General features: G+C 60.3%; 24 protein-coding genes. 8 read left to right on the top strand and 16 right to left on the bottom strand.

The window, feature by feature from the left end; genetic code table 11:
• Positions 1–4: 4 nt before the first annotated feature.
• Entirely contained in the window at positions 5–943 is a 939-nt protein-coding gene (ltnD, locus tag ACSQ9D_RS28550; RefSeq protein WP_436285216.1) for an L-threonate dehydrogenase, read from the bottom strand.
• Between the two features lie 69 nt (positions 944–1,012).
• Entirely contained in the window at positions 1,013–2,329 is a 1,317-nt protein-coding gene (locus ACSQ9D_RS28545; RefSeq protein ID WP_436285215.1) for an MFS transporter, read from the bottom strand.
• Between the two features lie 251 nt (positions 2,330–2,580).
• Between ACSQ9D_RS28545 and ACSQ9D_RS28540 the strand changes: the two genes are divergently transcribed.
• Complete coding sequence (locus ACSQ9D_RS28540; protein WP_436285214.1) at positions 2,581–3,579, top strand: LacI family DNA-binding transcriptional regulator; 999 nt, start codon at positions 2,581–2,583, stop codon at positions 3,577–3,579.
• Positions 3,580–3,594: 15 nt separating this feature from the next.
• On the top strand, positions 3,595–4,263 hold the full coding sequence (gene otnC, locus ACSQ9D_RS28535) for a 3-oxo-tetronate 4-phosphate decarboxylase (protein WP_436285213.1): 669 nt from the start codon (positions 3,595–3,597) through the stop codon (positions 4,261–4,263).
• Between the two features lie 27 nt (positions 4,264–4,290).
• Here the strand turns inward: otnC and ACSQ9D_RS28530 are convergent, their stop codons facing one another.
• The 7 genes from ACSQ9D_RS28530 to ACSQ9D_RS28500 form a co-directional block, all read right to left on the bottom strand.
• The gene (locus ACSQ9D_RS28530; protein WP_037124950.1) at positions 4,291–5,190 is read right to left on the bottom strand and encodes a carbohydrate ABC transporter permease; all 900 of its coding nucleotides are present in this window, start codon (positions 5,188–5,190) and stop codon (positions 4,291–4,293) included.
• 16 nt (positions 5,191–5,206) lie between these two features.
• A complete protein-coding gene (locus tag ACSQ9D_RS28525; RefSeq protein WP_037124951.1) occupies positions 5,207–6,139 on the bottom strand; it encodes a carbohydrate ABC transporter permease in 933 nt (310 codons plus the stop codon).
• Positions 6,140–6,232: 93 nt separating this feature from the next.
• The gene (locus ACSQ9D_RS28520; RefSeq protein WP_436285212.1) at positions 6,233–7,549 is read right to left on the bottom strand and encodes an ABC transporter substrate-binding protein; all 1,317 of its coding nucleotides are present in this window, start codon (positions 7,547–7,549) and stop codon (positions 6,233–6,235) included.
• A gap of 160 nt (positions 7,550–7,709) precedes the next feature.
• Complete coding sequence (locus ACSQ9D_RS28515; RefSeq protein ID WP_436285211.1) at positions 7,710–8,777, bottom strand: ABC transporter ATP-binding protein; 1,068 nt, start codon at positions 8,775–8,777, stop codon at positions 7,710–7,712.
• 98 nt (positions 8,778–8,875) lie between these two features.
• Positions 8,876–9,652, bottom strand: coding sequence for an SDR family oxidoreductase (locus ACSQ9D_RS28510; protein ID WP_436285210.1), 777 nt, complete (start codon positions 9,650–9,652; stop codon positions 8,876–8,878).
• Position 9,653: 1 nt separating this feature from the next.
• On the bottom strand, positions 9,654–10,637 hold the full coding sequence (denD, locus tag ACSQ9D_RS28505; protein WP_436285209.1) for a D-erythronate dehydrogenase: 984 nt from the start codon (positions 10,635–10,637) through the stop codon (positions 9,654–9,656).
• 40 nt (positions 10,638–10,677) lie between these two features.
• Positions 10,678–11,454 (bottom strand): FadR/GntR family transcriptional regulator, encoded by a 777-nt coding sequence (locus ACSQ9D_RS28500; protein WP_436285934.1) that lies wholly within the window; start codon positions 11,452–11,454, stop codon positions 10,678–10,680.
• A gap of 192 nt (positions 11,455–11,646) precedes the next feature.
• Here ACSQ9D_RS28500 and ACSQ9D_RS28495 point away from each other — a divergent pair, with 192 nt between their 5' ends.
• The 3 genes from ACSQ9D_RS28495 to ACSQ9D_RS28485 all read left to right on the top strand — a co-directional run bounded on the left by ACSQ9D_RS28495 (position 11,647) and on the right by ACSQ9D_RS28485 (position 12,841).
• Entirely contained in the window at positions 11,647–11,976 is a 330-nt protein-coding gene (locus ACSQ9D_RS28495) for an antitoxin Xre/MbcA/ParS-like domain-containing protein (RefSeq protein WP_436285933.1), read from the top strand.
• Positions 11,977–12,179: 203 nt separating this feature from the next.
• Positions 12,180–12,422, top strand: a complete 243-nt coding sequence (locus ACSQ9D_RS28490; RefSeq protein WP_436285208.1) for a type II toxin-antitoxin system Phd/YefM family antitoxin — start codon at positions 12,180–12,182, stop codon at positions 12,420–12,422.
• Positions 12,422–12,841 carry a type II toxin-antitoxin system VapC family toxin gene (locus tag ACSQ9D_RS28485; RefSeq protein ID WP_436285207.1) on the top strand — a complete coding sequence of 140 codons (420 nt, stop codon included), beginning with the start codon at positions 12,422–12,424 and terminating at the stop codon, positions 12,839–12,841. Before ACSQ9D_RS28490 ends, ACSQ9D_RS28485 begins: the two co-directional genes overlap by 1 nt.
• Before the next feature lie 164 nt (positions 12,842–13,005).
• On the opposite strand, the gene ACSQ9D_RS28480 is transcribed toward ACSQ9D_RS28485, so the two are convergent.
• Positions 13,006–13,284, bottom strand: coding sequence for a type II toxin-antitoxin system Phd/YefM family antitoxin (locus tag ACSQ9D_RS28480; protein WP_436285206.1), 279 nt, complete (start codon positions 13,282–13,284; stop codon positions 13,006–13,008).
• An 85-nt stretch (positions 13,285–13,369) separates the two neighbouring features.
• On the opposite strand from ACSQ9D_RS28480, the gene ACSQ9D_RS28475 reads away from it, so the two are divergent.
• The gene (locus ACSQ9D_RS28475; protein ID WP_436285205.1) at positions 13,370–14,533 is read left to right on the top strand and encodes a site-specific integrase; all 1,164 of its coding nucleotides are present in this window, start codon (positions 13,370–13,372) and stop codon (positions 14,531–14,533) included.
• A 6-nt stretch (positions 14,534–14,539) separates the two neighbouring features.
• Here the strand turns inward: ACSQ9D_RS28475 and ACSQ9D_RS28470 are convergent, their stop codons facing one another.
• The 3 genes from ACSQ9D_RS28470 to ACSQ9D_RS28460 all read right to left on the bottom strand — a co-directional run bounded on the left by ACSQ9D_RS28470 (position 14,540) and on the right by ACSQ9D_RS28460 (position 16,298).
• Positions 14,540–14,860, bottom strand: coding sequence for a hypothetical protein (locus tag ACSQ9D_RS28470; RefSeq protein WP_436285204.1), 321 nt, complete (start codon positions 14,858–14,860; stop codon positions 14,540–14,542).
• Positions 14,861–15,197: 337 nt separating this feature from the next.
• Positions 15,198–15,404 (bottom strand): cold-shock protein, encoded by a 207-nt coding sequence (locus ACSQ9D_RS28465; RefSeq protein WP_436285203.1) that lies wholly within the window; start codon positions 15,402–15,404, stop codon positions 15,198–15,200.
• 159 nt (positions 15,405–15,563) lie between these two features.
• A complete protein-coding gene (locus ACSQ9D_RS28460) occupies positions 15,564–16,298 on the bottom strand; it encodes an NYN domain-containing protein (protein WP_436285202.1) in 735 nt (244 codons plus the stop codon).
• Between the two features lie 565 nt (positions 16,299–16,863).
• Between ACSQ9D_RS28460 and ACSQ9D_RS28455 the strand changes: the two genes are divergently transcribed.
• Positions 16,864–17,085: a hypothetical protein gene (locus ACSQ9D_RS28455; RefSeq protein ID WP_436285201.1), complete on the top strand. Its 222-nt coding sequence runs from the start codon at positions 16,864–16,866 to the stop codon at positions 17,083–17,085.
• A gap of 60 nt (positions 17,086–17,145) precedes the next feature.
• Complete coding sequence (locus tag ACSQ9D_RS28450) at positions 17,146–17,388, top strand: hypothetical protein (RefSeq protein WP_436285200.1); 243 nt, start codon at positions 17,146–17,148, stop codon at positions 17,386–17,388.
• 461 nt (positions 17,389–17,849) lie between these two features.
• On the opposite strand, the gene repC is transcribed toward ACSQ9D_RS28450, so the two are convergent.
• The 3 genes from repC to repA form a co-directional block, all read right to left on the bottom strand.
• Entirely contained in the window at positions 17,850–19,109 is a 1,260-nt protein-coding gene (gene repC / locus ACSQ9D_RS28445; RefSeq protein WP_436285199.1) for a plasmid replication protein RepC, read from the bottom strand.
• 155 nt (positions 19,110–19,264) lie between these two features.
• Complete coding sequence (repB, locus tag ACSQ9D_RS28440; RefSeq protein ID WP_436285198.1) at positions 19,265–20,278, bottom strand: plasmid partitioning protein RepB; 1,014 nt, start codon at positions 20,276–20,278, stop codon at positions 19,265–19,267.
• Positions 20,279–20,353: 75 nt separating this feature from the next.
• Positions 20,354–21,559 carry a plasmid partitioning protein RepA gene (gene repA, locus ACSQ9D_RS28435; RefSeq protein WP_436285197.1) on the bottom strand — a complete coding sequence of 402 codons (1,206 nt, stop codon included), beginning with the start codon at positions 21,557–21,559 and terminating at the stop codon, positions 20,354–20,356.

Here is a 21,559-nt window from a genome sequence, read left to right as displayed (position 1 = left end):
CCCTTTATAGGCTTTCTTTGGTCGCGCCGGGCAATTGAGCGCCCGAAAGCTGGGCGTAGAGCCGCGCGACGGAGGAATCGTCGTCACGGCCCATGCCGGCCCCGGAAGCGGCCAGATACATCTGCAGGGCCGCTGCCGCGAGCGGCACCGGATAGCGCTCCGAGCGGGCCATGTCCTGAACGATGCCGAGGTCCTTGACGAAAATTTCGATGCTGCTGAGAGGAGTATAGTCCCCGGCCAGCACATGCGGCACGCGGTTTTCGAACATCCAGGAATTGCCGGCCGAAGCCGTGATCACCTCGTAGACCTTGTCGAGGTCGAGGTTCTGCTTGGCCGCAAACGTTATCGCCTCGCAGGCGGCCGCGATGTGCACGCCGGCAAGAAGCTGGTTTATCATCTTGAAGGCAGCTCCAGTTCCGGCTGCATCGCCGAGCTCGTAGACCTTGCCGGCCATGGCGTCGAGACCCGGGCGGGCCGTGTCGAACGCCTGTTTGGAGCCGGATGCCATGATCGTCAGGGCGCCGCTCGCGGCCTTGGCCGAGCCGCCCGAGATCGGCGCATCGAGATAGTGCAGGCCGAGAGCCTCCACTCGCTGCGACAGGTCGCGTGCGACAGCCGGGTCCATGGTCGCCGAGGAAATGAAGACCGCTCCAGGCTTCATCGTCTTCGCGATACCCTCGGGGCCGAACAGGACTGCCTCGGTCTGCGCGCCGTTGACGACGACGGAAACAACGATATCGGCACCCTCTGCCGCGCCGGCGGGCGTGGCGGCGCCGCGTCCACCCTCGGCGACGAAGCGATCCTTGGCTGCAGGCGTGATGTCATAGCCAACAACGTCGAGACCTGCGCGTTTCATCGACCGGGCCATTCCGAGCCCCATGGAACCAAGACCGATGACGGCCGCGACAACGGCGGGGCCTGGGTTTTCAGCATACTGTGACATGACGATGTTCTCCAGTCTTGTAAGGGAAGAGCTGCCCCTCCGGATACGGCCGCCCGGAGGGTGCGATGTCTAGCGATTGACGGTTTTCGCAGGCACCGTCAGCACGGCCAGCGAACCGATGACCAGAGCTGCCGCCAGTAGATACATGCCGGCGCTGTTGCTGCCGGTGAGGTCCTTCAGATAGCCTACCAGAAACGGCCCGAGGAACCCGGCGAGATTGCCGACCGAGTTGATCCAGGCAATACCGGCGGCAGCGCCCGTACCGGCGAGGAAGGCGGTAGGAAGCGACCAGAAGAGCGGCGCGCAACTGATGGCGCCCGCAGCGGCCAGCGAGAGGCAGGCGATTGAGACCGTCGTGCTTGTCGCCGACGTCGCCGCGACAAAGCCGCCGGCGGCAATAAGCGCGGGAATGACGAGATGCCACCGGCGTTCGCGCAACCTGTCGGCGGAGCGCCCGAGCGCCAGCATGGCAACGAAAGTGCAGATATAGGGGATCGCGGCAATCAGGCCGATGTTCAGGTTTCCGGTCACGCCCGAGGCCTTGACGATAGTCGGCATCCAGAAATTCAGGCCGTATTGCCCGAGCACGAAACAGAAGTAGATCAGGCACATCAGCCAGACACGGCGGTCGGTCAGCGTCCCGGCGATGCTGTGCGGGCTTGCAACCTTGGCCCTGTTCTCCGCTTCGATATTGACCGTCAGCACCTGCTTTTCCTCATCGCTCAGCCATTTCGCAGCACGGATCGTATCATCAAGGTAGAAGAACGTGGCGACGCCGAAAAGGATGGCCGGAATGGCCTCGATGAGGAACATCCACTGCCAGCCGGAAAGGCCGTGCGTGCCGTTGAAATTGTCCATCAGCAGGCCCGAAAGCGGATTGCCGAAAATGGCGGATATCGGGATCGCGGACATGAAGGTGGTGATGATCCTGGCGCGGCGATGAGCCGGATACCAGGCGGTCAGATAGAGAATGATGCCGGGAAAAAATCCCGCTTCGGCAACGCCCAGCAGGAAACGCAGGACATAGAAGACGGCTTCCGACGAGGTGAACATGAAGGCGGCAGAGATGATGCCCCAGGTGACCATGATGCGGGCAATCCACAGCCGCGCGCCGACCTTGTTCATGATGATGTTGCTCGGCACTTCAAACAGAAAATAGCCGATGAAGAAAATACCTGCACCGATGCCATATGCCGCTTCCGAGAGGCCGAGTTCGCTCGACATCTGCAGCTTGGCGAAGCCGACATTGACACGGTCGAGATAGGCGACCACGTAGCACAACATCAAAAAGGGCACGATTCGCCAAAATACCTTGCCATAGGCACGGTCTTCCACCGCCTGGGCGGGATGTACGCCAACGACTGGCGCCTGCGTTTGCAGCGTCATGATTGTCTCCTCCAATTGTTGCCGCGGTCTCCTGTAGGTCCTCCCGCGGCACGCCAAGCCTCTTTGGCAGCGCTGCCATTTTTCATAGTCCATTTTGGCAGCGCTGCCAACACGAAATTGGTAGCGCTGCCAAAAAAATCTTGCTTCTTGGTGAGAGCGGTGAAAAATGAGGGCAGCGCGGCGGGCGTCATCGAACGGATGATTGCTTAGCGGCCGGAGCGTCCGCCCCAAAGGCTGGTTCAATAGTGACTATGGAATTCAAACATCAGACGACGGTAACGCTTGCTGAGGTCGCTGAGGCGGCCGGTGTTGGCGAGAGCACGGTTTCGCGCGTGCTGCGCAACCACGGCTCGTTTTCCGGCAAGACGCGGGAACGGGTGATGGCGGCGGTCGAAAAGCTGGGCTACGTGCCGAACCGGATCGCGGGAACGCTGGCGTCCACCGGTTCGCGTCTTGTCGCCTTCGTCATTCCCTCGCTCTCCAACATCGTCTTTCCCGATGTGCTGCGGGGCGCCAGCGCCATTCTCGAGGAAAATCAGTACCAGGCGGTTTTTTCCGTCACCGATTATGATCCGGAGAAGGAGGAAGTGCTCGCCGCCGCGATGCTCGCCTGGCGGCCGGCGGCGGTCATGCTGGCGGGATACGAGCACACCGGCGGCACGGTGAAGATGCTGCGCGCGAGTGGTTGCCGGATCGTGGAAATGCTCGACGTGGACGGTGAAGCGCTGGATATAGCGGTCGGCTTCTCGAACCGCGCGGCCGGACGCGAGAGCGCCGCCTTCCTGCTCAAGCGGGGCTATCGCCGGATCGGCTATGTCGGTCACGACCTGAACCGCGATACCCGCGCCGGCAAGCGATTTTTCAGCTTTTGCGAAACGCTCGGCGCGCATGACGCGCCCCTCGTCGACCACGAAATTCTCGCCGGGGCTTCCTCGGTGGAGAATGGCAGGCTGGGACTGGAGCGCTTGCTCGCCCGCACCCCCAATCTCGAAGCGGCCTATTTCTCGAACGACGACATGGCGCTTGGCGGTTATTTTCACTGTCTGGCGCGGGGGATTTCGATCCCCTCGCAGCTTGCCATTTTCGGCTATAACGGCCTCGATATCGGCCGGGCGACACCGCAGCCGCTGTCGACCATCCGCACGCCGCGCGTGGCGACCGGACAGGCGGCCGCGCGACTTGTCGTCACCAATGCGCCACCCCAGGTCGTCGATCTCGGTTTCGAGCTGATCGAAGGGGCAACCGCCTGATAGGGAGGAAAAATCATGTCCGACGCGCGCCTGCGTGAGGAAATCTGCCGATACGGCCGCTCGCTGTTCGAGCGCGGGCTGACGCCCGGGTCGTCGGGGAATATATCGCTGCGACTGGAGGACGGTGGTTGGCTGGTGACGCCGACGAACGCCTCGCTCGGCTTCCTCGATCCGGCCCGCATCTCAAGGTTGGATGCCGAAGGCCGGCACCTCGCCGGCGACAAGCCGACTAAGGAAATTCCGCTTCACACGGCGCTCTACGACACGCGCGGCAGCGCCCGCGCCATCGTCCATCTTCACTCCACCCACGCGGTGGCGCTGACCATGCTGCCGGAGATCGATCCGCGCGCCGCCCTGCCGCCGATGACCCCCTACTACCTCATGCGCGCCGGCGAGACCGCGCTCGTCCCCTATTATCGTCCCGGCGATCCGGCGGTGGCTGACGCGATCCGCGGGCTGGCGGGAAAATATTCGTCGGTGCTTCTGGCCAATCACGGACCAGTCGTCGCCGGCGACAGCCTGGAGGCGGCGGTTTTCGCCACCGAGGAGCTGGAGGAGACGGCGAAGCTCTATCTGCTTCTGCGCAACCTCAACCCCCGTTATCTCAGCCCGGCGCAGGTAAATGATCTCACCAAGACCTTCGGCCTCGACCTGCCGTCGCATCATCACCACGACCACGATTGAGTGCGGCACTGCCCGAACAACGGCCATTCATTCCTTCACCGCCCCGGTCATGGATGACACGTAATAATCGACGAAGAAGGAATAGAGGATCACCACCGGCAGCGAGCCGAACAGCGCGCCCGCCATCAGCGCGCCCCATTCGAACACGTCGCCGCGGACCAGTTCCGTCAGAACGCCGACCGGCACGGTCTTGTTTTCCGAAGACTGGATGAAGGTCAACGCATAGATGAACTCGTTCCAGGACAGCGTGAAGGCAAAGATGCCGGCCGATATCAGCCCGGGAACGGCAAGCGGCAGGATGATCTTGATCAGGATCTGCCAGCGCGTCGCGCCATCCACCAGCGCGCTCTCCTCGAGCTCGAACGGGATCGACCGGAAATAGCCCATCAGCAGCCAGGTGCAGAAGGGAATGAGGAACGTCGGATAGGTGAAGATCAGCGCCAACCTGGAATCGTAGATGCCGAACTTGAAAACGATGAAGGCGAGCGGAATGAACAGGATCGACGGCGGCACGAGGTAGGCAAGAAAGATCATCAGCCCCACCGGCCGCGAGCCCGAGAACCGCACACGCTCGATCGCGTAGGCCGCAAAGACCGATGCCGCCAGCGACAGGAACGTCGCGCAGGTGGCCACCAGCATCGTGTTCCACAGCCAGCCCGGATAGGAGGTCTCGAACAGCAGGTACTTGATATGATCGAGCGTCGGGCCGACCACCCAGAAGGGGCTGTAGTGCGTATAGTCGGTCAGCTGCGAATTTGGCTTTATCGCCGTGATCGCCATCCAGTAGAACGGAAAGAGCAGCACGAAGACGAACACCGCCATCGGCAGATAAACCATCACGATCCGGCGCGGCAGGCGATTGAGATAGCTCATGCCCTGTACATCGTCGGTCAGAACAGCGTCTTCGGATTTCACGGTCGTGGTCATCGTCATTTTCCCCTCATCAATCCTGGCCGCCCTGCTGCCATTTGCGGCGTTGCAGGCCGAAGAAGCTGAACATGATGGCGGCAAGCAGGAAGGGTATCATCGCCACGGCGATCGCCGCCCCCTCGCCCAGTTGTCCGCCGGGAATGCCGCGCTGGAAGGAGAGCGTCGCCATCAGATGCGTCGCATTCACCGGCCCGCCCTTGGTGAGCACATAGATCAGCTGGAAGTCCGTGAAGGTGAACAACACCGAGAAGGTCATGACGACGGCGATAATCGGCGTCAGCATCGGCAACGTCACATAGCGGAAGCGCTGCCAGCTCGTCGCGCCGTCCAGCGACGCCGCCTCGTGCAATGAGGCCGGAATGGTCTGGAGACCAGCCAGCAACGAAATGGCGACAAAGGGAATGCCGCGCCAGACATTGGCGGCGATCACCGAGGCACGGGCATTCGTCGGATCGCCGAGGAAATTGATCGGGCTGTCGATCACGCCGAGCTGCATCAGCGACCAGGAGATGATCGAGAACTGCGCATCGTAGATCCACCAGAAGGCCAGCGCCGAAAGCACGGTCGGAACGACCCAGGGCAAAAGCACGATCGCCCGGAAGAAGGATTTGAACGGCAGGTTCTCGTTCAGCAGCAGCGCCAGCCAGAGCCCGAAGACGAATTTCAGGATCGACGCGACGATCGTGTAGAGAAGCGTGTTGAAGACCGAGAGCCAGAAGACCGAGTCCTCGGCAAGGAAGATGTAATTTTCGAGCCCTATGAACACTCCGTCACGGCCGATGCGCGTATCGGTGAAGCCGAGCCAGACGCCGAGGCCGAGCGGATAGGTCAGGAAGCAGACAAGGAAGACGGCGGCCGGCAGCATGAACAGGAAGCCGATCATATTCCTGTTCTGCATGAGCGAAGCCATCGCCGATGGCGGCTTCCTGGACGATACTGTGGGCATCGGGCATCTCCCGTATGACGAATTGGGGAATGGGAACCGGCGGGAGCATTTCCGCCGATACCCTATCTGGGCGGCCATGCGGCTGCCGCCGCTTCAGACCCGGTAATAGCGGTTTGCCCGGCGCTCAGCCTCGGTAATCGCCTCTTCCGGTGTCTTCTGCCCCGTGACGGCGGTCGCGAACATGTCGACCAGCACATAGTCGGCCATCACACCGGCGGAGGCATAGCCGAGCGGCCCGGCATAGCCGTTGGGACGCAGCGTTTCGGAAGCGCGCGCATAGGGCGCGTGGATCGGGTCGGACGTCCAGACGGGATTGCTGGCGAAGGCCTTGAGCGGCTGGCAGCAATAGGCGCTGGAACCGGTGATCCAGGCATTCATCTGGTCGGCCTCCATCATGAACTTGATGTAGGCCTTGGCCGCCTCGGGATATTTCGTGTGGTTGAACAAAAGCAGCGAACTCGTCTGATGCAGTTCGACGCTCTGGCCGACCGGACCGACGGGGAAGTTCGTGGTACGGATGTCGGCGGAGAGTTCCGCCATTGCCGGATCTTTCTTCGACGCATAGTAGAGCGAGACGCCGTTGGCCGTCAGCGAGACCTGGCCTGCGAGGAAAGCGCGGTTGTTGTTGATGTCGAGCCAGCTCTCGGTGCCGGGAATGAAGGTCTCGTAAAGCGCCTTGGCGTAGTTGACCGCTTTCAGCGTTTCCGGACTGTTGATAACGACCTTGCCGCCTTCGTCGACCATCTTGCCGCCATGGCTCCAGAGCAGCCAATGGGCATAGTTGTTGCCGTCGCCGACGGCCTTGCCGTGCGGGAACCCGGCAGGCGTTCCCTTGGCCTTCATGGCCTTGCAGAGTTCGAGGAAGCCATCGGTATCCTTCGGGAATTCGCTGAAGCCGGCCGCCTTCATATGGCTGTCGCGGTAGCAGACCGCGTTGCCGATGGCCGTCAGCGGCATGGCGATGAACTTGTCGCCGCGTGAAGCATAGCCTTTCACGCCATCGTACCATCCGCCATATTTGCCGCCGAGATAGTTGGCGAGCTCGGTCAGATCGATAAGTTTGTCCGGGTATTGGTGGGCGTCGTCAAACCAGCACATCACCAGATCCGGCCCGGACCCGACATTCGCGGCGACCGCGGCCTTCGGGCGAATGTCCTCCCAGCTTTCCTTGTCGATGCGGACCGCAACCCCAGTCGTTTCCGTGAATTTCGCTGTATTGGCAAGCCATGCATCCTCGTCGCCCTTGACGAAGGGCGTCCAGCGCAACAGCCTCAGGCTTGCACCTTCCTCCGGCTTGTAGACCGGTTCCGCTGCTTGAGCGAAAGACGGACGGATGCCGAAAGGCGAAAGACCGGCCATGCCCGCGACCGCGGCGGATGCGGTAAGAAAATCACGTCTCTTGAAAGTCATCATGCTCCTCCTTCGTGGCACGGGACATGTCTGTACCGGCACCCGCCGTCCCGTTTGGCGAATGCGGCGGCAATGGCTTCCGGCACTGCCGGAAACGCCGGCCCCGAAACCGGATGCGTCAGGGCTCCTCTTCCCTCGCGCAGCGGCAAACAGGGCGGTATCAGTCGATCAGTCGCGCTCCGGTTTTGGCATCGAACAGGTGAACGTGATTGGCATCGATCGACAGGTGGATTGCCTCTCCCGGCCGCACGTTCACGCGTTCGCGGAAAATGCAGGTGACGTCCGTTCCCCCGAAGCGCACGATCATCTGCGTTTCGTATCCGGTGGGCTCGATAACCGCGACACTGGCGGCAAACCCGTTCGGGTCGAGCGACATATATTCCGGCCGCAGGCCGTAAATGAGGTCGCGCCCTCTTCCCGCCGACGGCGGCCGCGCGACCGGCAGCGCCATGCCGTCGGTTGCGATAAAGCTGTTCGGATTTTGCGGATCGAGCCTGCCCTTGATCATGTTCATAGCCGGCGAGCCGATAAACCCGGCGACGAAAAGATTGGCGGGGCTGTCATAGAGATCAAGCGGAGAACCGATCTGCTCGACAATGCCGTCCTGCATGACGACGATCTTGTCGGCCATGGTCATCGCCTCAATCTGGTCATGCGTGACGTAGACGGTCGTCGTCTTCAGCCGCTGGTGCAGTTCCTTGATCTCGGCGCGCATTGCTACCCGCAGTTTCGCATCGAGGTTGGACAGCGGTTCGTCGAAGAGAAACACCTGCGGATCACGCACGATCGCCCTGCCCATGGCCACGCGCTGGCGCTGGCCGCCGGAGAGCTGGCGCGGATAGCGGTCGAGCAGCTTGGAAAGTCCCAGAATTCCGGCCGCGGTACCGACGCGCTTCTCGATCTCGGATTTCGGCGAGCCGTTCAGCATCAGGGAGAAAGCCATATTGTCGGCGACCGTCATATGCGGGTAGAGCGCATAGTTCTGGAACACCATGGCGATATCCCGATCCTTGGGCGGCAGGGCGTTGACCACCTTGTCGCCGATGCGGATCTCGCCCGCCGAAATGTTTTCAAGCCCGGCCAGCATTCGCAGAAGCGTCGATTTCCCGCAGCCCGAGGGGCCGACAAGGATGACGAATTCGCCATCCTCGATTTCGATGTTTACGCCCTTGATGACGGGAAAGGCTCCGAATGATTTTTTGACATCGACGAAGTCAACGCCTGCCATATGCTTTCCTCCCTGTGAATTTCATCTGAAATCGGCGGATTGTCCGGCGGCTTCCTCATGCCGTTCTCGGACGCCGTCCGGTTCCCTCTCGACTGTCCTTACCCTCGCCCCACCAGCGGCATCTTCGTCGCCATGACTGTCATCGTCAGCACATTCGCTTCCAGCGGCAGGCTTGCCATGTAGACAACGGCCTCGGCGATATGCGCCACCGGGATCGTCGGCTCACTGGCGGTCTCGCCATTCGCCTGCAACACCCCGGAATTCATCTTCGACGTCATGTCGGTCGCGGCATTGCCGATATCGATCTGGCCGCAGGCGATGTCATATTTGCGCCCGTCGAGTGCGGTCGACTTGGTCAACCCCGTGATCGCATGCTTGGTTGCCGTGTAAGGCGCGGAGTTCGGCCGCGGCGTCTGGGCCGAAATCGAGCCGTTGTTGATAATCCGCCCGCCGCGCGGCGCCTGCGCCTTCATCAGCCGGAACGCCTGCTGTGTGCAGAGAAAGGCACCCGTGAGGTTCGCGGCGAGAATACCGCTCCATTGCTCGAAGGTCACATCTTCCAGCGACACTGGCGGCACGGTGGAACCGGCATTGTTGACCAGCAGGTCGAGCCGGCCGAACTCCCTGCGGATCGCTTCGAAAAGGCGAGCGACCGCAGCCCGGTCGCCGATATCTGCGACGATCGCCCGCAGGGTTCCTCCCGTTTGCGCCGCTATGTCGCCAGCGGCTTTATCGAGCACGTCGGCGCGCCGGCCGGTGATGACGACGGTATACCCCTCCGCGCTCAAGGCCTCGGCTATGCCGCGTCCGACGCCAGTGCCGCCGCCCGTCACCAATGCGATCTTGCCTTCGCCGGATTTCAAAGCGCGGACCATCTCAGATATCTCCTCCGAGTTCGTCTTCGATATGGATTCTGATGATCTCGTCGAAGTTGGTTTCGGCTTTGAAACCCAGTTCGGAAGCACGCCGCGCGTCGAAATCGGTCGCCCAGCCTGAAACAATCGAGCGGATAACCGGGTCGGGCTCACGGCGGATGAGCTTGACGGCCTTCTCACCGGCCACACGCCGAAGCGCTTCGATCTCTTCACCAACGAGGGCGGAAAGGCCAGGCATGGTCAGATTGCGTCTCGGGCCGATCGCGGACGTATCCATCCGCGCGGCATGAATGAAGAAATCGACCGCCGAACGCGGGCTTGCAAACCAGTGGCGCACGTTCTCGTCCACCGGTAACACCGCCTCCTGACCTGTCAGCGGCTCGCGGAGAATATTGGAAAAGAAGCCGGACGCTGCCTTGTTGGGTTTGCCGGGGCGGATGCAGATCGTCGGCAGGCGGATTCCGACGCCATCGAAAATGCCGCGCCTCGAATAGTCGGCGAGAAGCAGTTCGCAGATCGCCTTTTGCGTGCCATAGCTCGTGAGTGGCGTGGTAAAGAACTCGTCGCCGATCTTTTCCGGGAAAGGCTTTCCGAAAACGGCGATCGACGAGGCGAAGATGAGGCGCGGAACGTAGGGCTCCCGCAAACCCTCATGGCGGATCGCCTCGAAGAGCGCCCGCGTTCCGTCAAGATTGACCTTGTAGCCCTTGTCGAAATCAGCCTCGGCCTCACCGGAAACGATCGCCGCGAGATGGAAGATCACGTCGGGGCGCAAAGCGACCAGTTTCCCGGCGGCGTCTTCGGTTGAAAGATCAAGCGCGAGTGCCTTCGCGACCGGCAACAGCCCATGAGGCACAGGCGGCTCGATCACATCCACCAGCGTCAGCCTGGAAATATCGTAGCCAAGGGCGCCTTCCTCTGAGGCGAGCTTCTCCACCAGCTTGCGGCCGACCATCCCGGCCGCTCCAATCACCATGACATGCATTTCCGACGAACCTCCCAATCTGCCGCCCGGCTCAGCCGGATCAGCCTGCCGTCCCGCTCTTGTTCTTTTCCCGTTTTTTCTGCCCGCTCCCCGCAAGCAGTTCCTTCGTCGTGTCGTAGATCCGGGTGAGATGCTGGCGAAATGCAGCGATCACCGCCTCCCGGTCGCGCCGCTCCAATGCCTCCACGATCTCGGTGTGGTCGTCATAGCTGGCATCGATAGCGCCCGGTCGGGACATCGCGCTGCGCCGGTAGTCCATCATGTAGGTGTAGAGATCGGTGACGAAATCGGAGAGCAGCGGGTTTCCGCAAGCCCGATAGATTCCCATGTGGAATTCGCGGTCGCAGATCAGGAAGCGCATGGCGTCATCGCAACACAGCTTCTGCGCTTCGAGCAGGCTTTTGAGCTTGCCCAGCGTTTCTTCATCAATCCGATCGGCAGCATCGCCGACGACCTTCAGCTCGATATGCAGCCGGGCCGCATGAACATCGTCGAGATCGTAGCTGTCGATGGCGTTGGGCGAAGCGATGGTAACGGTGAGATGGCTGAGATCGACATTGCAGACCCGCGTGCGGCTGCCCTGAGACACCTCGACGATGCCGCGCGCGGCGAGCGTCTGGATGGCACCGCGCACAGTCTCGCGGCTGACATGAAGCACATTGGCGAGTTCCCGTTCACCCGGCAAGACGTCGCCGGGGCGCAGCATGTTGGTGGCGATTAGCACCATCAGCTTGTCGGCGATGAGGTCACGAGCCGTGCGCCGGTCGAGACTCTGCCCGACCTTTGGCATCTGCGTGAGTATCGGGCTGCCGTTCATCGCCGTCACCACCTCCAACTGACCCACTGGTTGGTCCAGCAGATCAGTTGTCATGGAGCCGCGAAAAGTATGACCAGTCAAGACAGGTTCGTTGCTGCACCGCATCAAAAATCGGCCCTGGAACGGCGCCTATCCTTGATGAGGATCAGGATTGAGTAAAAATGGGCAGGAACGGCTGCCGGTCCGAGCGAGATTGAAACGAGATTCGGCACCAAACGCTCTACCCTGCACGACTGGCAGAAGCGCGGGGCGGTTATCGGGCTGCTCAGAGGTGAGCGCAAGCATGTCTTTCCCATTGCGCAATTCGTGGACGGCCGGCCGATTGAAGGCATGTCAGAGATTACGAAGATCAATTCGGAATCCGCGCGCGGCGTGGCAATGGCTGATCCCAAAGAAACCGAGTATCGGTGGATCGTCCCTCGATGCTCTCAAGGCCCTGCCCGGATATTTGCCCCGGTTACCTCTGGAGCGGCAATTTTGTTGGATAGTAACGCATTGATTTTATCGCAACTACACCATTGACAAGAAGTTATTTTGGACATCGCTTCCGTCACGCATGAAGATTGCGAGCGTTGGATCTCATTCCCGATAAGTAACACGTATCGATAGTGATATGGTCAGCACTTGACCAACTATTCATTTCGGGCCTATCGTCGCGCAAAACGTCGAAAAACGGTTCGAACCGCTTTCTGCTCGACGAGAGACACCACTGTGGAGCAACCATCATGTCCGTTACGGTCAAGGTCGCCGAAGCCAAGACCCATCTATCTGAATTGTTGGCGAAGGTCGAAGCCGGCGAAGAGGTCATTATCTCCCGCGGCAACACACCCGTTGCCCGGCTTTCGCGTATTCGCCGCGAAAACGACCTCGATGCGCTGATCGCGGAGATCAAGGCGCAGCGTGCCGGCCGGCAGCCCACCACTCAGGAGGAAATTCGCGCGTGGCGCGACGAGGGCCGGCGGTACTGATGTCCTTTGTCCTTGATGCTTCCATTGCCGCGGCATGGTTTCTTCCGGACGAGCAGCATGACGCCGCAGATCGATTGATGGGCGATCTGCGTTCGACGGTCGGGCTTGTGCCCGCGTTGTTCTGGTTCGAAACCCGCAATCTGTTTCTGGTCGCCGAGCGACGGAAACGGCTTAGGCCCGGCGAAGCGCTTTTGCTGATGACGCAATTGCGAGGGTTGTCACTGGAGGACGCCGGATCGGGCGGCGACGGGTTGGTGCTCGACCTGGCGGCCCGTTACATGTTGACAGGATATGACGCCAGCTATGTCGCGCTCGCGAAAGCACAGGGCCTGCCGTTGGCGACCGGCGACCGAAAGATGGCGGGCGCTGCCCGAAGCGAAGGGATAACGATCGTGGGACCGCTTGAGCAGGAGCACTGATCCGTGCTCCCAGCAATCCTCCAGCGATGGCGAAACTGGCACATGGATGCCTTGACGACGAACAGACCATCCGAAAAACGTACACGGCGCGAGAGACGCGGCATGGGATCTTATAGCCAAATCCAAAACGCAGACCCGGGGCGAAGAGCCAGCCGACCTTCGGTTCAGTCGGCAGCACGCTTGTCCGTCGGCAGTTCGGAAGTGCGATGATCCAGACCCGGCTCCATCTCAGACGCCTCGATCGCGGCAAGCTCATCGTCACTGAGCGCCGTCGTCAGGTCGACCCGACGATCACGCTTTGCCAGGCGCAGATAGTCCTCATAGGCGATCAAAACCGTGCGCGGCCGGCCGTTCTTGGTGATGATCACCGGCTCGCGCACGGCCGCATCCTGATAGGCTCCAAAATTCTTCGACACCGCAGCGGCGGTCACAATCGATGTCACAACGCATCTCCAATTTTCCGTAAATTACGGGATTTCCGGATTGTTGACAAGTTATTTGTCGCCCATGATGACTGAGTAGCGACCCATGGCCACGACCTCTGAGCAGAAAACCATCCAAATCCGACGCGCCGAAGAGCTTGATGCGCTCGACGCCATCCTGCCCTTCGATCGCCGCGATCAGCTGGCGGCACTTTTGACCGACGAGGACGTCGCGACACTCAAATATCTGGCGCAGCAGGGCATGGGCGACAACACCTTGCGGGCGCTCGCCTCCGACCTTGGCTATCTCGAAGCCTGGTGCGGACTTGCCACCGGCTCCCCCCTGCCCTGGCCGGCGCCTGAAAGCTTGCTGATAAAATTCGTTGCGCATCATCTCTGGGACCCGGCCAAGCGGGTCGAGGATCCGAGCCACGGCATGCCGGTGGCCGTGGAGACGGGATTGCGGGCGGAACGGCTGCTGCGAGCCGATGGTCCACACGCGCCGGACACGGTGCGTCGGCGCCTGACCTCCTGGTCGATTATGACACGCTGGCGCGGCCTGTCCGGCGCGTTTGGGACGCTGTCCGTGAAAACCGCGCTAAGGCTGGCGGTGAATGCGAGCAAACGGCCGCGGCAGCGCAAGAGCAAAAAGGCGGTGACAGGGGATGTCCTGGCAAAGCTATTGTCCGCCTGCGCCGGCGATCGGCTGGTCGATCTGCGTGATCGGGCATTGCTGCTCGTCGCCTTCGCTTCCGGCGGCCGCCGGCGTTCGGAGGTGGCGGCATTGCGGGTCGAGGATCTGGTCGACGAGGAGCCGGTACGCACCGATCCGGCCGACAAGAGCTCCCCTCCCCTGCCCTGCCTGACGATCCATCTGGGCCGCACCAAGACGACGACGGCCGATGACGACGGACACGTCGTGTTGATCGGCCGGCCGGTGACTGCCTTGAGGCACTGGCTTGCGCAAGCCAAAATCGACACCGGACCGGTATTCCGACGCATCGATCAGTGGGGCAATATCGACCGGCGGGCGCTGACGCCGCAATCGGTCAACCTCATCCTGAAGGCGCGCGTCAAACAAGCCGGTCTCGATCCAGCGGCATTCTCGGCGCATGGCCTGCGCTCCGGCTATCTGACCGAGGCCGCCAACCGCGGCATTCCGCTACTCGAAGCGATGCAGCAGTCGTTGCACAAGTCAGTGACGCAGGCGGCCAGTTACTACACCAACGTCGAACGGAAGAACGGACGTGCGGCGCGACTGGTGATCTGAGAGCGACTAGGCGCCAAAGGGCGCATTGAATAACCGACCAGACGGTTCGTCCTCGCCCGCTCGCGTCTCCGCGCGATCGGAGGCAAGCTCTACCCTGCCCCAGGCTTCGGCGCGCTGCATCAGCGACACCATCTCGCCTTTCAAGCGATGGGATCGTTGCAAGTCGACGGCGTGGTTCAAGTTGCGGCGAGGGTCGTAGAAGGCGTCGATCACCCCGCCCTCCGCCTGGCGCGCCGCTTCCAACTTTGCTTTCAGAGCTTTCAGCTCGGCCTTCGCCGCAAAGTACCGTCTCATCACCGCGATGAGTTCGCGGTCGTTGGCACCCATGTCCATGACTCCTCCCCGGCATTGTCACGTGAGGCAGTGATCGACAACAATGGCAAAATCGAGATGCGCCTTGCCCTGCGACGATTGTCTGCTTGCTCAACAAAAAAGCCCGGCGCGGGAGGAGGTGCGCCGGGCTTCGATAGTGACTGACAGCTTGGGAGGAGGAGAGCTGTCCGTCGGACCGATGCGGCTCGGGAGGAGGTGAAACGCTTCGGTACTCAGAAGATAATGTTGCGCTGCAGCAAACTCAAGTCTCGCGATTGCACCGATGTCGCATGCCTCGCGCTGCAAACGGAAAAGGCCGGGCGAACCCAGTCTTCCGACTATGCAGTCAGACTCAGGCCTGCAGGTTGTCGGCCGACATCTTGCCGGACTTGCGATCCTTCACCAGCTCATAGGCAATCTTCTGGCCATCGTTGAGCCCGCGCATCCCGGCCCGCTCCACCGCGGAAATGTGGACGAAGACATCGGCGCTGCCATCGTCCGGCTGGATGAAACCGAAGCCCTTCGTTGCGTTGAACCACTTTACCGTACCGGTCGCCATAACATCTTCCTTTGTTCATTTGTCTTCCAAACCTGTGGGCTCAGCTGACGATTTTCTTTGCGCCGGCACCGATAGACGCTTCTGGCCGCGGGGGAAAGCCATACGAATTGTCATGGGCGTCCTGGCACACCCGCGCTCCAATCGCCGCGGTGGTGGACGCTACTTTCTGCCTCGTTGTTTCACACGGATGCTGATGGGACCGCCCTCGGCTTGGCGAACCTCGAACTGGCTTGTTTTGCGAATGAGATCGCTGAGTTTTCGGAAGCCAAAGGTGCGCGGGTCGAAGTCCGGCGCCAGGTTCAACAGTTGTTTGCCGACGGTGCCCAGATTGACCCAGCCATCTTCGGTGTCCTCTTGCGACAGCACCTTTCTGATCAACGGCACGGCGGCGCTTGCCGGCTGCAGCGGCTTATCGGCAGACGCGGTGTTCTGCTCGTCCTTGATCGCGCCGGGAAGTAGGTTTTCGGTATAGACGAACCGCCGGCAGGCTTGGCGAAAACTCTCCGGCGTCTTCTGCTCGCCGAAGCCGAATACGTCGACGCCCTGCTCACGAATCCGGGCTGCAAGTCGCGTGAAATCACTGTCCGACGACACGAGGCAGAAGCCGTCGAAGCGGCCGCTGTGTAGCAAATCCATTGCATCGATCACCAGAGTGATGTCAGAGGCATTCTTTCCCGTAGTATAGGCAAACTGTTGCTGTGGAATGATGGCATGCTTTGCCAGCACATCCGCCCATCCCTTCGAGCGCGTGCCGGAGAAATCGCCATAGATCCGACGGACGCTCGCCTCGCCGATCTTGGCGACCTCTTCAAACAGCCCGTCAGAGATTTTGGCCGAAGTGTTGTCGGCGTCGATCAGGACCGCCAAGCGCGGTGACCGAGTTTCAGATGGCATTTCGCTTCCTCGTATACGAAACGGGCACGAACCTAGCACCAGGGCACCATTCACACCAGCCAAACAGCTTCGTTGGCCTGCCTTGCGATGATCCCATCTAATCTACCTCGTTTTTCTGCGCCCCTACAATGATCGGGATAAAGCCGTCCATGCCGGCACAGACGCCCTTTCTCCCGAGGTCCTGGCCGGCCACCTCGCGTGCTTCAAACGGCAGGACAGTTCGCAGTCTGTCCTTGTATTTACGGATTCTAATTCCACGAGTACGAGAATAGTTCAGCGCAACGCGCTATCGAGACGGTTTGACGGGCACTTGCAACCCGCGGCGGCTAAAGCATCGTTTACATTCGCCATACTGGTATCCTACCGACCGCCTTTGCCTCGGGAGGTGGCACCGCTCCAGTATCACCTCGCCCGGCGATTTGGTGGATGCTCAAGGCAAACCCCAGTCGCGCGTCCATCAGGTCCGCTGTTGATTGCTCCGCTTGGATAAGGTAGCGCGTACGCACAACTCAACGCGCTAGCGCACTCTGCCTGGCAGCCCTTAACAAATGAAGTGGAACGTGACATGGAAACCGAGACAGTCACCATCGAAAACCGGGCTGATTTCGCCCAGTGGGCGATCGAACGAGCTCGAGCGATCGTCGGCGAGGAAGGCGGCAATCTGGCGATCGCGTGCCGCGACATGGACGAGAAGGCGATTGCTGAGAGCGGAAATGCGCTCGGTGCAGCCATCGCCGAGGCCCTTCTGGAGGTTTTCGACGTACTCGTGCCGGAAGTCGATGAATAGCCGCTCGGCCCGCTTGCGAGCAAGCAGCTGCCGCGATTTTGATATTGGGAGCACTCACAAATGCAGTCTGGTTTGGCGACAATCACCATTGTAGATGACGCCTACAGCGAACACGTTGCCTATGAGCTTTCGGACCAATCGGGCCTTATCTTTGCTCGCCAGGAACTGCTTGTCAGGGCAAAGGGTGCCAAGAACGTGCATCTGTCGCTTCTGACGCGCCGATCCGAGCATGCGATCCGTATCGGCAATGTCGAGGCAAGCTGCGCCAATTTTTCGATCGTGCGGGACCTGCCTGGACGATAGAGCGATTGGCAATTCTGGCTCGTCTGCTCGCTAAATTCTCTTTATGACACTCTTCTAGGCGTGGCCGGAGATGAGGACCAAGCACTGGCCATCCAGTCGCGGCCCGATCGCGGCAAATGAAGCCGATCTCGCCAGGCAAAGCAATTGATGCTCGTCTCCCCGCGTCCGATCGGCGTCCTTCAAGCAGACGTCGGCGATCCAATCAGACCATTTGCGCTGGGACTCTGAAGGAGATCCGCCCATTTCGAAACCGGACCCGCGTCCCGGCTCTTCAGCGGCAACGGGAATGCATTCAAAGCGGTATCGCGATCGTCCAGCCCGACATCATGTGCTTCGACTTTAGTGGCAACCCAGCCGAACCAATGTGGCAGGACCTGCAGCATGCTCGCCCAAGTCGCGCTATACGCTGTTCCCGCTTCCCTCCCCTCCCCAAGATCGAGCAGATCCGAGTGGCCTTGCTTCTACCGCGCGCGGGACCTGGACGGTCCGGCCGACGCACTAGAGGCTACCCGGCTCACCTGTCCGTTTTTGCCGCTTAGGCGCAGCAGCGCCATCAGCATCGGACCGAGCGAGAATTCTCCTCTCTCCGTTCGGCGCGTCAGCTCCCGCAGATAGCCACCAGCCGAGTTGATCTGGCCGCCTCGCTCCAAAATGCAGGCAATTGCGACCGCAGCGTCCTCCTGCCCCATGGCCTCGCAAGCGTCCTGATAGGCCGACGGACTGACGCCAAGCATCGAACGGACGACGACTGCCGCGTTCATCAGATCCCGCCAACAGCTGATCGCGCCGCCCGGGCCGTAGGCACCGATATCCGGGCAGGCCTTTAGCACGAGCCCCAATGGGAGCGTCCGGGTCGTTTCGCCTTTTCGTCGGCGATTTTCACTCGACGTTTCGCCCTGCTCATATTCAGAGCGAGGCTCAAGTTCATTGATGGATTCGGTGTGTGAATTCTGTATGTGGTGCTCATTTTGAGCATCATTGGTGCTTGTATTTTGAGTTTTCTGCTGCATTTCCAGCGTATTGACAATTTCGCCCCGAAGAAGGTCCATCTCATCGAGGATGGTGGTCACTTCGGCAAGCGTCGGTGCGCGCGGAATGCGGCTGACGAGGCGAATATACACCTCTTCAATCATCGCCCAGTCTCCGGACGCGCCTTCCTCAAGAGCCGCGGTAATCAACTTGCGGACGTCACGCCGGCAAATCGTGAGATTCTCCCTCGCCCTGCGGAAGGTAACGCGATCGGCCGCAACCTGTTGCGCCATGCCGGCAAGCTCTTCGGCGCGCATGAGCAGCGGTGAAATATCGAAGCCGAATGCGTTTTCGATCTCCCCTGTCACGCCCTTGCGGGAATAGCGCTTGCCATTGGCGCTATCCTTGCGAACAATCACTCCCGCCTCTACAAGAAGTGCCAAATGCCGGCGGAGCGTGGCCCCCGCGATGCCGTGGGCCCTCAGCGTCAGCTGCGCATTGGATGGGAAGACGATAAGCTGCGCGTCTTGGCGCAGCTCATTATCCGGGTAAAAGCTCAACAGCGCATCGAGAACCGCCAAGCTGCGGTCCTGCAGTCCTAGCGCTCCCCTAGCCTCCGAAACGTCTCTAAAGACCCTCCATTTGTCGACCGACTTGCTTGGCGTGATCCCTGTTACAGCGACCTGTCGTTTCACCAGGGCAAGCGTCATCGGCCGCCGCCCAAAGGGCGTCGTTACATGTCCACCTTGCATCTTTCTTTACCTCCCAAGAGGCAAAAGAAATCCGCTCACCAAAAACGGTGCCAAAGACTCTTGACTGGGATTCGGGGAAATGCGATTCTCAAGCTACCACACGAGAGGAAGGCTTCCACGACGGCAACGTTAAGGGGGCCTTTTTCTTTTGCGGTTTAGTCTCCTGTTTCCTGTTCCTCGTTCGCTTTCGAGTACTGCTCGAAGAGGCTATCCATGTTGCTGGAGAGCCATTTCCCGAAGGACTTCCCCTTGGGATTCCCGAATTCCATCACAAGGCTGTTTGGCCTTTGCCGTGCGACCACACTGACCGACTGATCAGTCGGCATCCATGCGGCTGGCGCCGATTTCTGCTTTGAACGCTTGCCAGCCTTCTGCGCGGCTTTGAGGGCGACGACCAGGTATTGGAATCGCGTCTCGTCGGTCGTCTGGGAGAGAAACATCTCTTCCCGCACGAGGTCCTTGGCCCGCTCCGCGGCCGCGGGATTTAATACGAGCTTCTTCAGCTCTTCCCAGCGATCTCGGCCGACGCCTTTGGCAGACCCAAGAGCATCAAGAACCGCGTCCGGAACAACATCTTCGACCGACAACATGCGCGATAGGAGGCTATCGTCGACCGTCAAAGCTGACTTGAGGACATCCTTCGACAGGCCGCTCCTAAGCAGCTTGCTTGCGAAGATCGCCTTTTCGATAAAGGTCAGATCGGCTCTTGCGGTGTTTTCCTGCCCCTGGGCGATTACATGTTCGATATCAGCGAGCGGCTTGACGACTGCCCTGACCTTGACACCCAGCTCACGTGCAACCCGTGCTCGTCGATGACCAAAGACGATCATATAGCGCCCGTCATCGTTCGGATGGGGACGCACGAGAATAGGTGTCGACTGACCAGACTGGCGAATAGCTTCTTTCAAACTGGAATAGGCCTCGTCATCGTCGCCAATTCGGTCGGCGACAAACGACCCATCAAGCTCCCTGGGGTCGAGCGCTATAACGCTATCTCCGTCGAGAACGCGCATCGACGTTTCGGCAAGTTCGTCAAGCGATTGGATCATCGACCGGGAGGCCCCTCGTCTCGTATAGGAAGCACGGGCTTCGGTGTCAGAATTTGCGCTGCGCTCGGCATCTTCACCGATCGTCGCGGTGATGTGTGCCAAAAGGTTCTTTCTAGCCATTTCCATCTCCCGCGTTGGCGGTCATCATGTTGAAAGGTCTTCCGTTTTTCAGCATTTGCACGGCTGTCAAAAACATCACTTTCGTCCCCATGCGCTATGGATCAGGGAAGCAATTTCGCCATTGACCGCATTCAGGCTTTCGAGCGCCCTCTCGTAGGTCGAGCGCGTAAACTGCGCCTTCTCGACTTCATAGAGGGTTTGTTTGGTTATCCCTGCGTCGGAGATCGCGGTCGACTTCAACATCTGATGCTTGAGCATTCGTTTGTTGAACAAGGCCTGCAGGAAACCAACCATTTGAGCCTGTGGCTGATCTGTCGGCTCGTAGCGCGTGACCAGGTAACGGAACCATTTCAGTTTGACGGAAGCCCCCGCTGCCTTGATCGATTCGAGAATGCCGCCAAGCATCAGCAGGAACTGACTCATCGACATCACATCGAGCATCTGCGGATGAACCGTGATGACAACTGCCGTCGAGGCACTGAGCGAAGTCAGGGTCAGATAGCCGAGCTGTGGCGGGCAGTCGATGACGACAACATCGTATCTGTCGTCAACTTCCTTCAACGCCTGCGAGATGCGCGTAAAGAAGAGCTTGCCTTCCGGCTGGTGCCTGCCGGAAGCAGCCAACGGCGTCTCGTACTCATATTCCTGGAGCTCGAGGTTTGCGGGTACGATATCGAGGCCCGGAAAGTTCGTGGGGCGGATCAATTCCTTGATCGATTTGCGCTCTTCGTCATAACGCAGCGCCTCGTAGAGAGACAAATTGCGGTCGAGTTCCGGCTGGATGCCGTGGAGGGCTGTCAAAGAGGCTTGCGGATCAAGATCGACCGCAAGAACGCGGTGGCCAGTCAGTGCGAGGTACTGTGCGAGGTGAGCCGCAGTTGTCGTCTTGCCCGAGCCGCCCTTGAAGTTCACGACAGAGATGACCTGAAGATCTTCACCGCGGCGGCGGTGCGGCACATACTTCTTGAAATCCGAGCGGCCATGTTTGTCGAGGTAATGCCGCAGCTCCATCATTTGCTCGGCAGTGTACGAACGACGACCAGACCCAGATACCTGCGGTTCTGGGCCCTTCCCTTCGAGGTGGAGCTTCTTAATGTGATTCTGCGTAACGCCCAGAAAGTCAGCAACCTCGGCAGACGAAAACTGGCGCAGCCCTTTCAGCGCGTTTGGCGGATACTGCTCAAGCCGCAGCATGTTCAGCTTGTCGGAGATCAACTCGCCTTGCTCAAGTATTTCCTTGTCAAAGTCGAGGTCTTCGATGAAGGCTGGAGCCATGTTCAT

Origin of the sequence: Rhizobium sp. LjRoot258 (genome assembly GCF_964254185.1) — a bacterium.
Taxonomy (GTDB): domain Bacteria; phylum Pseudomonadota; class Alphaproteobacteria; order Rhizobiales; family Rhizobiaceae; genus Rhizobium.
The sequence above is the reverse complement of the archived record's forward strand: the minus strand, read 5'-3'. Positions and strand labels throughout refer to the sequence as shown.